This is a genomic window from Streptomyces sp. NPDC012835, assembly GCF_042900885.1.
Taxonomy (GTDB): Bacteria; Actinomycetota; Actinomycetes; order Streptomycetales; family Streptomycetaceae; genus Streptomyces.
This window is the reverse complement of sequence record NZ_JBIBBW010000008.1, coordinates 198,690-212,941: the sequence shown is the minus strand read 5'-3', so window position 1 is coordinate 212,941 and position 14,252 is coordinate 198,690. Positions and strand designations below refer to the sequence as shown.

At 71.5% G+C, this 14,252-nt stretch carries 17 protein-coding genes; 6 read left to right on the top strand and 11 right to left on the bottom strand.

Annotation, left to right across the window (positions count from 1 at the left end; genetic code table 11):
* Positions 1-31: 31 nt before the first annotated feature.
* On the bottom strand, positions 32-1,729 hold the full coding sequence (locus ACFY6S_RS28190; protein WP_388814598.1) for a DAK2 domain-containing protein: 1,698 nt from the start codon (positions 1,727-1,729) through the stop codon (positions 32-34).
* Between the two features lie 324 nt (positions 1,730-2,053).
* On the opposite strand from ACFY6S_RS28190, the gene rpmB reads away from it, so the two are divergent.
* Complete coding sequence (gene rpmB, locus ACFY6S_RS28185; protein WP_078877327.1) at positions 2,054-2,239, top strand: 50S ribosomal protein L28; 186 nt, start codon at positions 2,054-2,056, stop codon at positions 2,237-2,239.
* Between the two features lie 113 nt (positions 2,240-2,352).
* On the opposite strand, the gene thiD is transcribed toward rpmB, so the two are convergent.
* Positions 2,353-3,192 carry a bifunctional hydroxymethylpyrimidine kinase/phosphomethylpyrimidine kinase gene (gene thiD / locus ACFY6S_RS28180; RefSeq protein ID WP_388814600.1) on the bottom strand — a complete coding sequence of 280 codons (840 nt, stop codon included), beginning with the start codon at positions 3,190-3,192 and terminating at the stop codon, positions 2,353-2,355.
* 58 nt (positions 3,193-3,250) lie between these two features.
* Positions 3,251-4,222 carry a thiamine-phosphate kinase gene (locus ACFY6S_RS28175; protein ID WP_388814602.1) on the bottom strand — a complete coding sequence of 324 codons (972 nt, stop codon included), beginning with the start codon at positions 4,220-4,222 and terminating at the stop codon, positions 3,251-3,253.
* A 205-nt stretch (positions 4,223-4,427) separates the two neighbouring features.
* Between ACFY6S_RS28175 and ACFY6S_RS28170 the strand changes: the two genes are divergently transcribed.
* Entirely contained in the window at positions 4,428-4,661 is a 234-nt protein-coding gene (locus ACFY6S_RS28170) for an Lrp/AsnC family transcriptional regulator (protein ID WP_388814604.1), read from the top strand.
* 144 nt (positions 4,662-4,805) lie between these two features.
* Positions 4,806-5,291 carry a DUF3515 domain-containing protein gene (locus ACFY6S_RS28165; protein WP_388814606.1) on the top strand — a complete coding sequence of 162 codons (486 nt, stop codon included), beginning with the start codon at positions 4,806-4,808 and terminating at the stop codon, positions 5,289-5,291.
* A 54-nt stretch (positions 5,292-5,345) separates the two neighbouring features.
* Here ACFY6S_RS28165 and ACFY6S_RS28160 read toward each other — a convergent pair whose 3' ends face one another.
* From ACFY6S_RS28160 to ACFY6S_RS28150, 3 genes are read right to left on the bottom strand one after another with little or no spacing between them, the layout of a single operon-like run.
* On the bottom strand, positions 5,346-6,512 hold the full coding sequence (locus tag ACFY6S_RS28160) for a D-alanine--D-alanine ligase family protein (protein WP_388814607.1): 1,167 nt from the start codon (positions 6,510-6,512) through the stop codon (positions 5,346-5,348).
* A 56-nt stretch (positions 6,513-6,568) separates the two neighbouring features.
* A complete protein-coding gene (locus ACFY6S_RS28155; RefSeq protein ID WP_388814609.1) occupies positions 6,569-7,570 on the bottom strand; it encodes an NAD(P)H-dependent glycerol-3-phosphate dehydrogenase in 1,002 nt (333 codons plus the stop codon).
* Complete coding sequence (locus ACFY6S_RS28150; protein WP_388814610.1) at positions 7,567-8,313, bottom strand: lysophospholipid acyltransferase family protein; 747 nt, start codon at positions 8,311-8,313, stop codon at positions 7,567-7,569. The genes ACFY6S_RS28155 and ACFY6S_RS28150 overlap by 4 nt, the downstream gene beginning before the upstream one ends.
* A 169-nt stretch (positions 8,314-8,482) precedes the next feature.
* Here ACFY6S_RS28150 and cofC point away from each other — a divergent pair, with 169 nt between their 5' ends.
* Together cofC and ACFY6S_RS28140 are read left to right on the top strand one after the other, a co-directional pair.
* Positions 8,483-9,172, top strand: a complete 690-nt coding sequence (gene cofC / locus ACFY6S_RS28145; RefSeq protein ID WP_388814612.1) for a 2-phospho-L-lactate guanylyltransferase — start codon at positions 8,483-8,485, stop codon at positions 9,170-9,172.
* Positions 9,173-9,214: 42 nt separating this feature from the next.
* Positions 9,215-9,418 carry a hypothetical protein gene (locus tag ACFY6S_RS28140; protein ID WP_388814614.1) on the top strand — a complete coding sequence of 68 codons (204 nt, stop codon included), beginning with the start codon at positions 9,215-9,217 and terminating at the stop codon, positions 9,416-9,418.
* A gap of 122 nt (positions 9,419-9,540) precedes the next feature.
* Here the strand turns inward: ACFY6S_RS28140 and ACFY6S_RS28135 are convergent, their stop codons facing one another.
* From ACFY6S_RS28135 to leuC, 4 genes are all read right to left on the bottom strand, one after another.
* Positions 9,541-10,185 carry an HU family DNA-binding protein gene (locus tag ACFY6S_RS28135; protein ID WP_388814616.1) on the bottom strand — a complete coding sequence of 215 codons (645 nt, stop codon included), beginning with the start codon at positions 10,183-10,185 and terminating at the stop codon, positions 9,541-9,543.
* A 143-nt stretch (positions 10,186-10,328) separates the two neighbouring features.
* Positions 10,329-10,556: a hypothetical protein gene (locus ACFY6S_RS28130; RefSeq protein ID WP_388814618.1), complete on the bottom strand. Its 228-nt coding sequence runs from the start codon at positions 10,554-10,556 to the stop codon at positions 10,329-10,331.
* Between the two features lie 104 nt (positions 10,557-10,660).
* Positions 10,661-11,269: a 3-isopropylmalate dehydratase small subunit gene (gene leuD, locus ACFY6S_RS28125; protein ID WP_388814620.1), complete on the bottom strand. Its 609-nt coding sequence runs from the start codon at positions 11,267-11,269 to the stop codon at positions 10,661-10,663.
* A 2-nt stretch (positions 11,270-11,271) separates the two neighbouring features.
* Positions 11,272-12,711 (bottom strand): 3-isopropylmalate dehydratase large subunit, encoded by a 1,440-nt coding sequence (gene leuC / locus ACFY6S_RS28120; protein WP_388814622.1) that lies wholly within the window; start codon positions 12,709-12,711, stop codon positions 11,272-11,274.
* 181 nt (positions 12,712-12,892) lie between these two features.
* Between leuC and ndgR the strand changes: the two genes are divergently transcribed.
* Positions 12,893-13,609, top strand: a complete 717-nt coding sequence (ndgR, locus tag ACFY6S_RS28115; RefSeq protein ID WP_388814624.1) for an IclR family transcriptional regulator NdgR — start codon at positions 12,893-12,895, stop codon at positions 13,607-13,609.
* Between the two features lie 97 nt (positions 13,610-13,706).
* Here ndgR and ACFY6S_RS28110 read toward each other — a convergent pair whose 3' ends face one another.
* Entirely contained in the window at positions 13,707-14,195 is a 489-nt protein-coding gene (locus ACFY6S_RS28110; protein WP_388814626.1) for a DUF4188 domain-containing protein, read from the bottom strand.
* Between the last annotated feature and the right edge of the window lie 57 nt (positions 14,196-14,252).

Genomic DNA, 14,252 nt, shown 5'->3' with positions numbered 1-14,252 from the left:
CAGGGACCACCGACAGCGGTGCGGCGCGACGCTACTCGACCCCGACGAGCAGCGGTACGGACTGCCTGCCGCCCCGGTACACGACGGTGTCGACGGCCAGGTGCCCCTCCCGTACGTACCGCTCCAGCCGGTCGGCCAGCGCGTCCCCGTCCGGGACGTCCTCGCCGAGCACCAGGGTGACCAGTTCGCCGCCGGCCGCCAGCATCCGGGTGAGGACCGCCTCGGCGGTGGCGGCGAGGTCCGCGCCGATCACCGCGACATCGCCCTCGATCAGCCCCAGCACGTCCCCGGCCTGGCAGATGCCCGCCATCGTCCAGGACTGCCGTTCGGCGACGGCCAGTTCGGCGTAGCGGGTGGCTCCGGCGGCCGTCGTCATGGCGACCACGTCCTCGTCGAAGCGCCGGTCCGGCTGGTGCACGGCGAGCGCGGCGATGCCCTGGACGGCGGCCCTGGTGGGGATCAGGGCCACCCGCACCCCTTCGGTACGGGCCTGTTCGGCCGCCGCGGCGGCGGTGTGGCGCAGCGCCGCGTCGTTGGGCAGGAGGACCACTTCGCGTGCGTGGGCGCGCCGGATGGCCTCGACCAGCTCCCCGCTGGCGGGCGGTTCGCCGGGGCGCGCGAGGACCGTGGTCGCGCCTGCCTCGGCGCACAGTCCGGCGAGCCCCTCGCCGGGGACCACCGCGACGACGGCCCGCTGGACCTGCTCGGGGGGGTGTTCGGCGGTGGCGCCGAAGTGGGTGATGCGGATGCGGTACGGGCGTCCCGCCTCGACGCCCGCCTCGACGGCCGCGCCCGCGTCGTCGACATGGACGTGGACGTTCCACAGCCCGTCGCCGCCCACCACGACCAGGGAGTCGCCGAGTGCGTCGAGCCGTTCCCGAAGGCGCGTCACGGCGGCGTCCCCGGCCTCCAGCAGGTAGATCACCTCGAAAGCGGGCCCGCCGTCCCGCTCGGCGCCGGGGCCGCTCCCCGGCCCGGGAGCCGCCGGCTCCTCGGGGCGCCGGTGGCCGGCCGGGGGGACCGCGGGCACCTCGCCCGTGAGGGCCCGTACGAGCGCGCCGAGCACGGCCAGCAGCCCGCGCCCGCCCGCGTCCACGACGCCCGCGCGGCCGAGTACGGCGAGCTGGTCCGGGGTGGCGTCGAGCGCGGCGCGCGCGCCGGCGTACGCGGCGCGCACGGTGGCGGCCACGTCGGTCCTCGTACCGTCCGTCCTCGTACCGTCCGTCCTCGTACCGCCGGCCTTCCTGCCGTCCGCCCCGGCGGCCTCCGCCGCGTCCGCCGCCGCCGAGGCGACGGTGAGGATGGTGCCCTCGACGGGGTGGGCGACGGCGGCGCGGGCCAGTTCGGCGGCGCGCCGCAGGGCCGGGGCGAGCCGGGCGGCGTGATCCCCGTCACCGGGTGCGGGCGGCGCGAGCACCTGCGCCATCCCGCGCAGCAACTGCGCCAGGATGGTGCCCGAGTTCCCCCTGGCCCCGATCAGCGCGCCGTGCGCCATGGCCCGCACGGCGTCGGCGGGCGCGGGCTCGGTGGTACCCGTCGCGTGCGCGGCGAAGACGGCCTCCACGGCCTGCGCCGCGGACTCCACGGTCAGATAGAGATTGGTGCCGGTGTCGCCGTCCGCGACCGGATAGACGTTGATCGCGTCGATCTCCTCGCGTTCCCGGCCGAGGGCGTCCAGCGCCAGTGAGCACCAGCTCCGCACCGCTGCGGCATCGAGGGTCTGCGACACCTGGGATTCCTCCTTGAGCGGCCGTGACGCGGGCTGGGAGCGCGGGCTGGGAGCCTGTCGCGGCCTTCGACCGGAGGTCGCCCGGCAGCTCCGAACCGCAGGGTAGCCGCCGGTAACCCCCACCGTCCGAGGCGGGCGGCGGACCACCGCGCGGAACGGGGGCGACGGACGCCATGGTAGTTTTCTTGTACCGAGGCAGGCGTTGTATGCTGCTGCGGTTGCCCGATGAAAATCGGGCCAATCCTCCGGCAACGCGACATCAGTCATTGAATCGAGCCACGCCGGATTTCTCTGTACGAGCATCTGAAGTCTTTGGAGTGACCCGTGGCTGCCAACTGCGACGTCTGCGGCAAGGGGCCGGGCTTCGGCAACAGCATTTCCCACTCGCACCGCCGTACGTCCCGTCGCTGGAACCCGAACATCCAGCGCGTGCGTGCCGTGGTCGGTCGGACGCCGAAGCGGCTCAACGTCTGCACCTCGTGCATCAAGGCCGGCAAGGTCTCGCGCTGACGCCTGCGTCGTAGCGCAGCCCCTGCGGTTGCCTTGAAAAGCCGGTCCACCTCGGTGGACCGGCTTTTTGCCGTGCCCGCGTGCCCGCGGGCGGGCCCGGAAGGCACCAGGCGTCACGGGCCGGTACGGGTACGGGTGCGCCAGGCGTGGTCCACCGGGCCGATGCCGCTCCCCAGCGCGAATCCGCCCGCGATCGCGCCCGTCACGTATTCCTTGGCCGCCACCACCGCCGCCACCACGTCCAGTCCGCCGGCCAGTCCGGCGGCGATCGCCGCGGCGAAGGTGCAGCCCGTGCCGTGGGTGTGCCGGTTGTCGTGACGGGGCGAGCGCAGCCAGTGCTCCTCGGTGCCGTCGTACAGCAGGTCGACCGCGTCGCCCGGCAGATGACCGCCCTTGATCAGCGCCCAGCGGGGGCCGAATTCGAGCACGGCGTGGGCCGCGCGCCGCAGGCCGGCCTCGTCCGTCACCCGTACCCCGGTGAGCTGCGCCACTTCGTCCAGATTGGGGGTGGCGACGGTCGCGACCGGCATCAGCTCGGTCCGCACGGTCTCCAGCGCCGAGGCCGCCAGCAGCGGATCGCCGTGCTTGGAGACACCGACCGGGTCGACGACCACGGGGGCGCCGGTCCCGGCGAGGAGTGCGGAGACGGCGGAGACCAACTCGGCGGAGGAGAGCATTCCGGTCTTCACGGCCTGGACGCCGATGTCGTCCACCACCGCGCGGTACTGGGCCCGTACCGCCTCCACCGGCAGCTCCCAGGCCCCCCGTACCCCCAGTGAGTTCTGCGCGGTGACAGCGGTGAGCACGCTCATGCCGTGCACCCCGAGCGCCAGCATGGTCTTCAGGTCCGCCTGGATGCCCGCACCGCCGCCGGAGTCGGATCCGGCGACGGTGAGGACACGGGGAGGCACCGGCGCGGGGTGCTCTCGTACGGATGGCGCGGATATCGGCATGGAGCGAATCTACAAGCGCTCCGGCAGCGGTCCGCCGGTGCGGTCCCGCACCGTCCGGTCAGCGGTCCTCGTCGGCGTCGCCGAAGTGGTCCCAGCCTCCCTTACTGGTCCAGGGTGCCCCGTCGACCGTCACCCGCGGCGGCGCCGAGGGCTTGAGTACCTCGCCGATCACCTTCCAGCGGGCCGGCAGCTTCGTGTCCGCCGGGAACGTGGCGACGATCGCGTGGTCCTCTCCCCCGGTCAGCACCCACTGGAGCGGGTCGATACCGACGGCCTGCCCGATGTCGTTCATCTGGGAGGGGATGTCGATCAGCCCCGACCGCAGATCTATCCGGACCTTGCTGGCCTCCGCGATATGACCGAGATCCGCGACGAGTCCGTCGCTGACATCCGTCATGGCGGTGGCACCGAGCCCGGCCGCCGCGGGGCCCGCGTGGTACGGCGGCTCCGGTCTGCGGTGTGCCTCGACGAAGGCGCGGGGCGAGCGGAAGCCGCGCGAGAGCACCGCGTGGCCGGCCGCCGACCAGCCCAACCAGCCGGTGTACGCGACGACATCGCCGGGCCTGGCGCCCGACCGGGTCACCGGTTCGTGGTCGCGCAGATCACCGAGCGCGGTGATGGCGATGGTGATGGTGTCACCGCGTACGACATCGCCGCCGACCACCGCCGCCCCCGCGACCTGGCACTCGTCCCTGATGCCGTCCATCAGCTCGGTGGGCCAGGTGACCGGCAATTCGGCCGGCACGACCAGGCCGAGCAGCAGCGCGGTGGGGACGGCGCCCATCGCCGCGATGTCGGCGAGGTTCTGCGCCGCCGCCTTGCGGCCCACGTCGTACGCCGTCGACCAGTCACGCCGGAAGTGCCGTCCCTCCAGCAGCAGATCCGTACTCGCCACGACCCTGCCGTCGGGCGCGGCCACGACCGCGGCGTCGTCGCCCGGCCCGAGCCGGACCGCCGGGGTGGTGGTGAGCCGGGAGGTGAGTTCTCTGATGAGCCCGAACTCCCCCAACTCGCCCACGGTTCCCTTCACCGAGTCTCCTCTCTCCTCACCGGCCGCGCCTGCGGTCGCGGTCCTGCACTGCTGTCGGTAGGTCATGCCCCGCGTCAACTTCGTCCCGCGTACGCCACCCGTCGGACGCCACCGGCCCCGCGGGTCTCCCCGCGGTCCACGGCGACGCGATACCGTGGCGTCTCTTTCCACCCCACATGATCCTCGTGGCCGCCCTGGAGGTTCCGTGGTACAGGCGTACATCCTTATTCAGACCGAGGTGGGCAAGGCGACGGCCGTCGCCGAGACCATCGCGAAGATTCCGGGAGTCATCCAGGCCGAGGACGTCACCGGCCCGTACGACGTGATCGTGCGCGCACAAGCCGACACCGTCGATGAACTGGGGCGCATGGTCGTCGCCAGAATCCAGCGGGTGGAGGGCATCACCCGCACCCTGACCTGCCCGGTGGTGCATCTGTAGCCGACCGGGCGCGGGCACGGCGGCGGCGCGGGGACGGTGCGCGCGGCCCGTCCCACTGTCGTCGCTCACCATGGCTTCGCCGTGCCCCTCTCCCACCCCGCACGCGGCGGCCGGCCCCGGACGGCCGCCGTCTACGCTTGACCGGTGATACGTTCCCGCCGCAGGCTATCCGGCCTTCTCGCCGCCCGTACGACCGCCGTCGTCCTTCTTTCGGCGGTCGTGGGCTGTGCCGCGACGGACGCCGCCCCGTCGGTCGCGGTACCCAGCCCCACCGCGAAGGAAGCCTCGCTCTGCCGCGCGCTGCACAAGGAACTGCCGAAGACCCTCGCCGACCTGGGGAGGAACGATCCGCGGCCGGCGTCGGAACTGACCGCCGGCTGGGGGGACGGCGCGATCGTGCTGCGCTGCGGTGTCCCCCGGCCGGAGCGGATGAGCGACCCGCAGGCGCAGGCGGTGGAGGCGGACGGCGTCAACTGGATGCTGGAGGAAAGGGACTCGGGCCCCCGCTTCACCACGACGTACCGCGAGACCTACGTGGAGGTCACCATGGACGAGCGTTTCACCCATGACTCCACCCCGCTCGCCCCGCTGGCCGTGCCCGTCGGGAAGACGATCCCCGCCGCCCTCTGACCCCGGGCGCCCGTCCGGCCGGTGGCCGGGCCCCCGGCCGGCCGGTGCCGCCGCTCAGCGCAGACCGGTGGGGCGGCGCAGCGCCGCCCGGATGAGGACATCGATCAGCTCCGCGTAGGCGACGCCGCTCTCCTGCCACATCCGCGGGTACATCGAGATGGGCGTGAAGCCCGGCATCGTGTTGATCTCGTTGATGACGAACCCGCCGTCCTCGGTGAGGAAGAAGTCCGCCCTGACCAGCCCCTCGCAGGAGGCCGCTTCGAACGCCTCGACCGCGAGCCGCCGCACCTCGGCCGTCTGCTCCTCGGTGAGCGGCGCGGGGACGAGTCCGGTGGCGGAGTCGATGTACTTGGCCTCGAAGTCGTAGAAGTCGTGGGCCGTGACGGGCGGGATCTCGGCGGGCACACTGGCGCGCGGGCCGTCCTCGAACTCCAGCACACCGCACTCGATCTCGCGACCGCGCAGCAGCGACTCCACGAGGATCTTGGGGTCGTGGCGGCGGGCCTCGGCGATCGCCTCGTCCAGCCCCGCGAGGTCGTCGACCTTGGAGATGCCCACGGAGGAGCCGGCCCGCGCGGGCTTCACGAAGAGCGGCCAGCCGTGCTCGCCCGCGAAGTCGACGATCTTCTTGCGGACGGCGGCGGCCGCGTCCGCTCCCCGCTCCCACTCGCGCGGGCGGATCACCACGTACGGGCCGACGGGCAGCCCGAAGGAGGTGAACACCCGCTTCATGTACTCCTTGTCCTGGCCGACGGCCGAGGCGAGGACGCCCGCGCCGACATACGGGACGCCGGAGAGTTCCAGCAGGCCCTGGAGGGTGCCGTCCTCCCCGTACGGGCCGTGCAGCACGGGGAAGACGACATCGACCTCGCCGAGCGCCTTGGGCACCGAGCCCGGTTCGCTGTAGACGACTTCGCGGTTGCCGGGATCGGCGGAGAGGACGACCGTGCCGTCCGTGGACTCCGCGATCTGCTCGACACTCGGCAGCGTGCGGCCGGCGATGGCCATCCGCTCCGGGTCGTCGGCGGTGAGCGCCCAGCGGCCGTCGGTGGTGATGCCGATGGGCAGGACGTCGTACTTCGTGCGGTCGATGGACCGCAGTACGGCGCCGGCCGTGACCACCGAAATGGCGTGCTCGGAGCTACGTCCGCCGAAGACGACGGCCACGCGCGGCTTGCGGAGCTGCTGCTCAGGGCTCTGGGAGGGGTTCTCGCTGCTCATATCGCGATGAGAGTACCTGTTGGAGGGGGCCCGAGTCAGCGCAGGCGGCGCCGGAGTCAGCGGCGTTCGGGCTTGGCGCTGCGCGACATGAGCTCCTTGAGCGCGACGAGCGGCGGCTTGCCGTTGTGCACGATGTCCACGACGGTCTCGGTGAGGGGCATGTCGACATCGTGGCGCCGGGCCAGATCCAGCACGGACTCGCAGGACTTGACGCCCTCGGCGGTCTGCTTGGTGACCGCGATGGTCTCCTGGAGGGTCATCCCGCGGCCGAGGTTGGTGCCGAAGGTGTGGTTGCGGGAGAGCGGCGAGGAACAGGTGGCGATCAGGTCGCCCATTCCGGCGAGTCCGGAGAAGGTGTGCGGGTCGGCGCCCATGGCCAGTCCGAGCCGGGTCGTCTCGGCCAGCCCCCTGGTCATCAGGGAGGCTTTGGTGTTGTCGCCGAGCCCCATGCCGTCGGCGATGCCGACCGCGAGTCCGATGACGTTCTTGACCGCGCCGCCGAGTTCGCAGCCGACGACGTCGGTGTTGGTGTACGGGCGGAAGTACGGCGTGTGGCACGCGGCCTGGAGCCGCCGCGCGACCGCCTCGTCCCGGCACGCCACGACGGCGGCGGCGGGCATCCGGCCCGCGATCTCCTTGGCGAGGTTGGGTCCGGTGACCACGGCGACCCGGTCGGCGGGCGCCCCGGCGACCTCCTCGATGACCTCGCTCATCCGCTTGGCGGTGCCGAGTTCGACGCCCTTCATCAGCGAGACGAGGACGGTGTCGCGGGGCAGTACGGGCGCCCACGCGGCGAGGTTGGCGCGCAGCGTCTGCGACGGCACGGTCAGTACGGTGAACTCGGCGCCCCTGGCGGCCTCGGCCGCGTCCGTCGTGGCCCGCACGCCGGCGGGCAGTTCGAAGCCCGGCAGATAGTCGGGGTTGGTGTGCGTGGTGTTGATGGACTCCGCGACATCGGCGCGGCGGCCCCAGACCGTCACCTCGCACCCCGCGTCGGCCAGGACCATGGCGAACGCCGTGCCCCATGAACCCGCTCCGAATACGGCGACCCGCGTCACTTGGACCCCTCTTCCGCGGCCCTGCGCCGCTGTTCCGCCCTGGCCTCGCGATGGTCGTACGGGGCCGCGGGCGCCGGCTCCCCGCGTAGCTCGGAGAGCAGTTCCGTGATCGCGGCCATGATGACCTCGGTGACCTCGCGCAGCAATTCGGGGGTGATCTGCTCGTCGTAGTAGCGCGAGATGTCGACGGGCGGACCGACCAGCACCCGGTGCGTCTTGCGCGGGAGGAGATCGGGTTTCCTGGCGTACGGGGCCAGCAGCAGGTTGGCGCCCCACTGCGCGACGGGGATGACCGGGCACCTCGTCTGGAGCGCGACCCTGGCGACACCGGTCTTGGCGGTCATCGGCCACTGCGCCGGGTCGCGGGTGAGCGTGCCCTCGGGGTAGAAGGCGACGCATTCACCGCGCTCGACGGCGTCGATGGCGGCCCGGTAGGCGCTGAGCGCGTTGGTGCTCTCGCGGTAGACGGGGATCTGGCCCGTGCCGCGCATCACCGCGCCGATGAATCCCGAGGTGAATAGGCCGTTCTTCGCGAGGAAGCGCGGAACGCGCCCCGTGTTGTACTGGAAGTGCGCATAGGCGAACGGGTCGATGTGCGAATTGTGGTTCACCGCCGTGATGAATCCGCCGTCGGCCGGGATGTGCTCCGCCCCCTGCCAGTCCCGCTTGAGCAGTACGATCAGCGGCGGTTTCGCGATGACCGCCGCCAGGCGGTACCAGAAGCCGATTCTGCGGCGGGGCACTCGGACACCTTCCTCTTATCGCCCGGCTCACGCCCGGCTGCCGGGGATCAAGTGTGGTCCCGGCCTCCTGCTCTGTCGAGAACACCGTACGCCTCGCTCCGGGGTCCGGGACGGTGGGCCGGGAGGGCGGGGCGCGCCGACGCCGGGCGACAATGGAGAGCCGCTACGCATGGACGGAGAGTTCGCCACGGACACCGACCCGACAGCCCGCTGGTCCCTGGTCGTTCCGCTGAAACCGCTGCGGCTGGCCAAGAGCAGGCTCGCCGCCTCCGCCGGGGAGACGTTGCGCCCCCGGCTGGCCCTCGCGTTCGCGCAGGACACCGTGGCCGCGGCGCTGGCCTGCGCAGCGGTCCGTGATGTGGTGGTCGTCACGGACGATCCGACGGCGGCCGAGGAGCTGACCGCGCTGGGCGCGCGTGTCGTGCCCGACGCCCCCGGCGGCGGGCTCAACGCGGCGCTGGCGCACGGCGTGCGGACCGTCAGGGCGTCCCGGCCGCAGGCGGCGGTGGCCGCGCTCAACGCGGATCTGCCGGCGCTGCGGCCCCGGGAGCTGGGCCGGGTGCTGGCCGCGGCCGCCTCTTTCCGCCGGGCTTTTCTCGCGGACGCCGCCGAAATCGGTACGACATTGCTGGCAGCGGCGCCGGGTACGGAATTGAATCCGGCTTTCGGCGGGCCGTCCCGGCAGCGTCATTTGTTGTCGGGCGCGGTGGAAATAGGGCTGGCCGGGGTGGATTCCGTACGGCGCGATGTCGATACCGGCGACGATCTGACGGCGGCGGCGGAGCTGGGGCTCGGAAGGTTCACGGCGTCCCGGTACACCGGATACGGACGGCCCGCCGCGCGGCCTTCCGGACTCTGAGCGGCCGGTTGCGACCCGCGCGGGGATCGATACGCTGCGGTCATGCAGGCAACCTCGTACACCTATGAATCCGAGACCCGCACCGGAAGTGTGCTGCTGGACGACGGCACCCCGGTGGAATTCGACGCGGCGGCCTTCGACGCCGGCGGGCTGCGGCTGCTCCGGCCGGGTCAGCGGGTACGGATCGAGACGGAGGGGGCGGGCGCTTCGCTGCGCGTCACGCTGGTGACGCTCCAGACGCTCTGAGCGCTCCGACGCTCCGGGGCCCGCCCGGGCCGGGACGGCCGGGGCAACGCCGCGGGCCGGGCTCCCCGAGGGGAGCCCGGCCCGGCGTGTGTGGCCCTGCTGTGACGTCCTCTGCTCTGCCGCTACTTCCTGGCGGCGGTCTTCTTCGCCGTGGTGGTGCGCGCGGTGGCCTTCCTGGCGGGGGCCTTCTTGGCCGTGGTCTTCTTGGCGGGCGCGGTCTTCTTCGCCGTGGCCTTCTTGGCGGTGGTGGTGGCCGTGGCCTTCTTGGCCGTGGTCTTCTTCGCCGCCGGGCTGGTCTTCTTGGCGGTGGTCTTCTTCGCCGCCGTGGTCTTCTTGGCGGCCGTGGTCTTCTTGACCGCCGCCTTCTTCGCCGTGGCCTTCTTGGCGGTGGCCTTCTTGGCCGCGGCCTTCACGGTCGTACGGCTGGAAGATCCGCCCGAGAGGCTGCCCTTGGGGGCCTTCTTGACGGCCACGTCGTTCTTGGGGAGCTTCTTCGAGCCGCTGACCAGGTCCTTGAAGCCCTGTCCCGCGCGGAAGCGCGGCACCGAGGTCTTCTTGACCCGGACGCGCTCACCCGTCTGCGGGTTACGGGCGTAGCGGGCCGGGCGGTCGACCTTCTCGAACGAGCCGAAACCGGTCACCGAGACCCGGTCCCCCGCGACGACCGCGCGGACGATCGCGTCGAGTACCGCGTCGACCGCGTCGGCGGCCTGCTGCCGGCCGCCGACCTTGTCCGCAATCGCTTCTACGAGCTGCGCCTTGTTCACGTCTTCCCCTTCGGAGACATTGCCAGAACGAAAGTGTTCAAGCTTTTTCGCACGTTAGGCAGATATATACCGCAAATCAAACACGAAACGGGCTAATCACCCTAGTGCCGCAACGAAGTCGACCTGGTGGAGTTCCGCGGAGGTCAGTCACCTTCGGGAAAACGACCCTCGTCGAGGTCCTTCATCAAGCGGTCCAGACGCCTTGCCGCGTCCGGGAGATCGTGTTTCGCCGCCGCCGTGATGACGAGCAGCTTCCGGGAGAGCGCCTTGCGCACGCCCTCCGGGACCTGCAGTGCACGCACCGTCGCGTGCGCTTCTTTGAGTTGTTCGGCGACCAACCCGTAAAGCTTGAGTTGGTTGTCGCGTTCCATGCGCCGATTGTGCCATCTAGGGCGAGTTGTCGCCCGACGGGGGCTCAACAAGCAACTGCACCCCCTGCCGGGCGGCAGGGGGTGCAGTAGGGGAAAAGCGCTGATCAGGCGGTAATCGTGCGCGGTTTGAAGGACGGCCTGACGGCCTCGTACGCGGCGATGTCGGCTTCGTTCTGAAGGGTGAGACTGATGTCGTCCAGCCCGTTCAGCAACCTCCAGCGGGCGTTCTCGTCAAGCTCGAAATCGGCCACAAGCGCTGCTCCGTCGGGGGCGGTGGCGCGAACCTGGCGCTTCTCCAGGTCGACGGTGATCTCGGCCCGCGGGTCACTCTCGGCGACCTCCCACAGGGCGTCCACGACCGGCTGCTCCAGCACCACGGTCAGCAGGCCGTTCTTGAGCGAGTTGCCGCGGAAGATGTCGGCGAACCGGGACGAGATCACGGCCTTGAAGCCGTAGTTCTGGAGCGCCCACACGGCGTGTTCGCGCGACGATCCGGTGCCGAAGTCGGGTCCGGCGACCAGCACCGTGGCCCCGGCGTACTCGGGCCGGTTCAGCACGAACGACGCGTCCTTGCGCCACGCCTCGAAGAGTCCGTCCTCGAAGCCGTCGCGAGTGACCTTCTTGAGCCAGTGGGCCGGGATGATCTGGTCGGTGTCGACGTTGCTGCGGCGCAGCGGAACGGCGCGGCCGGTGTGTGTGGTGAAGGCTTCCATGGTTATCGCGCTCCCGCGGGCGTACGGCCGGTGGCATCGGCGTCGGACAGATCGGCGGGCGAGGCCAGATGGCCCAGTACCGCGGTGGCGGCGGCGACCTGCGGCGAGACCAGATGGGTCCGGCCGCCCTTGCCCTGCCTGCCCTCGAAGTTGCGGTTGGAGGTGGACGCCGAGCGCTCGCCGGGCGCGAGTTGGTCGGGGTTCATGCCCAGACACATCGAACAGCCCGCGTGCCGCCATTCGGCGCCGGCGGCGGTGAAGACCTTGTCCAGGCCCTCGGCCACCGCCTGGAGGGCGACCCGTACCGAGCCGGGGACGATCAGCATCCGTACCCCGTCGGCGACTTTGCGGCCGTCCAGCAGCGAGGCCGCCGAGCGCAGGTCCTCGATACGGCCGTTGGTGCAGGAGCCTACGAAGACGGTGTCGACCTTGATGTCGCGCAGCGCCTGTCCGGCGCTCAACCCCATGTATTCCAGGGCCTTTTCGGCGGCGTACCGCTCCGAAGCGTCCTCGTACGAAGCCGGGTCGGGGACCCGCGCGGAGAGCGGCGCGCCCTGGCCGGGGTTGGTGCCCCAGGTGACGAACGGGGCGAGCGCGGAGGCGTCGATGAGCACCTCGGCGTCGAAGACCGCGTCGTCGTCGGTGCGCAGCGTCCGCCAGTAGTCGACCGCCGCGTCCCACTCCTCGCCCGTGGGGGCGTGGTCGCGGCCCTTGAGGTAGTCGAACGTGGTGTCGTCCGGGGCGATCATGCCCGCCCTGGCGCCGGCCTCGATGGACATGTTGCAGATGGTCATCCGGGCCTCCATCGAGAGTTTCTCGATGGCCGGACCCCGGTATTCGAGGATGTAGCCCTGGCCGCCGCCGGTGCCGATCCTGGCGATGACGGCGAGGATCAGGTCCTTGGCGGTGACGTCGTCGGGCAGTTCGCCCTCGACGGTGATGGCCATGGTCCGGGGACGGGCCAGCGGCAGCGTCTGGGTGGCCAGCACGTGCTCGACCTGGCTGGTGCCGATGCCGAACGCCAGCGCGCCGAAGGCGCCGTGGGTGGAGGTGTGGCTGTCGCCGCAGACCACGGTGGTGCCGGGCTGGGTCAGCCCCAGCTGCGGGCCCACGACATGGACGACACCCTGCTCGACGTCGCCCAGCGAGTGCAGCCGTACGCCGAAGTCCGCGCAGTTCTTGCGGAGCGTCTCCAACTGGACCCGGGAGACCGGGTCCGCGATCGGCTTGTCGATGTCGAGGGTCGGGGTGTTGTGGTCCTCGGTCGCGATGGTGAGGTCGAGCCGCCGGACCTCCCGGCCGTCCTTGCGCAGGCCGTCGAACGCCTGGGGGCTGGTGACCTCGTGCAGCAGGTGCAGATCGATGAAGAGGAGGTCGGGCTCGCCCTCGGCGCGCCGGACGACGTGGTCGTCCCAGACCTTCTCCGCGAGTGTCCTACCCATCGCTTTCCCTCCGGCCGGCCTCTGGCGGCCGGCATTCCTAGAGATGTGTGGGCCCACGTCCGTACCCCACGCACCGGACGTCGGCTGGGCCCCGATACTCCGCGAGCCCGTACATACAGGTTGGCAAGTTCCCCGGGAAATTGAACTTGCGTTTCACAGAGTGAGACGCGAGTATCGTTTCATGGACAACTCTAGCGGCGTCGGCGTTCTCGACAAGGCTGCTCTGGTACTGAGCGCCCTGGAGTCCGGACCGGCCACCCTCGCCGGGCTGGTCGCGGCGACCGGGCTCGCACGGCCCACGGCCCACCGACTGGCCGTGGCACTGGAACACCACCGGCTGGTGGCGAGGGACATGCAGGGCCGGTTCATCCTCGGTCCGCGGCTGGCCGAGCTGGCCGCCGCGGCCGGTGAGGACCGCCTGCTGGCCACGGCCGGACCCGTACTCACACATCTGCGGGACCTGACCGGCGAGAGCGCCCAGCTCTATCGCCGCCAGGGCGAGATGCGGATATGCGTGGCGGCGGCGGAACGGCTCTCCGGGCTGCGGGACACCGTGCCGGTGGGCTCCACCCTCACCATGAAGGCCGGTTCCTCCGCGCAGATCCTGATGGCCTGGGAGGAGCCGGAGCGGCTGCACCGCGGCCTGCAGGGCGCCCGTTTCACCGCGACGGCGCTCTCGGGCGTACGGCGCAGGGGCTGGGCGCAGTCGATCGGCGAGCGGGAACCGGGGGTGGCCTCGGTCTCGGCACCGGTGCGCGGGCCGTCGAACCGGGTGGTCGCGGCCGTCTCGGTATCCGGACCGATCGAGCGGCTCTCCCGGCATCCGGGCCGTATGCACGCCCAGGCCGTGATCGACGCGGCGGGCCGGCTGAGCGAGGCCCTGCGCCGTACCGGCTGAGCCGCCCGTCCCCCTCCCGTCCCTTCCGCCCCCACTTCCCCACTCCGCCCAGCACGGACACCGGCGGGCCGCTCCAGCGCCGCAGCGGCCGCACCGGTCATTCCCGCGGGGCGAGCCGCTCGGCGGCGCGCTCTCCGCGCCGGCCCACCGGCATCACACCGGTGGCCTTCCCGAGGCCGAACTCCGGCATGTCGACGTAGACGCTCTCGTACGAGCCCGCCGGCACGACGTAGGTCTCGTGCCAGAACCCGACCCCGCCCTTTCCCGCCCGCATCCTGCGGTTGAAGGCCGCCCAGGCGGGGTGGTGCGCCCCGTCGGCGGCCGAGGCGTACGCGAGCAGCTTCTCCTTCGAGTCCCAGTACTGGACGACGTAGACCAGCCGGGGTCCGCCGATCAGGGTGCGCGCCCCGATCAGCCCGCTGCCCTTCTCCCGCGACAGCTCCCTGAGCATGCGCGGCATCGCCCGGGCCACCGGCCACCAGTCGCGCGGCGAGCGGAACTTGTTGATGCGCATCCCGATGAGAAAGACGGTCGTCTCACCTTCGGCGCGTGCGGTCATCCGTCCCTCGATCGGCTTCGCGGGCATACCGGTCCCCCTTCGTCGGTGCTTCCCTGGCACACTGGATAGTGTCGCTATCCATGC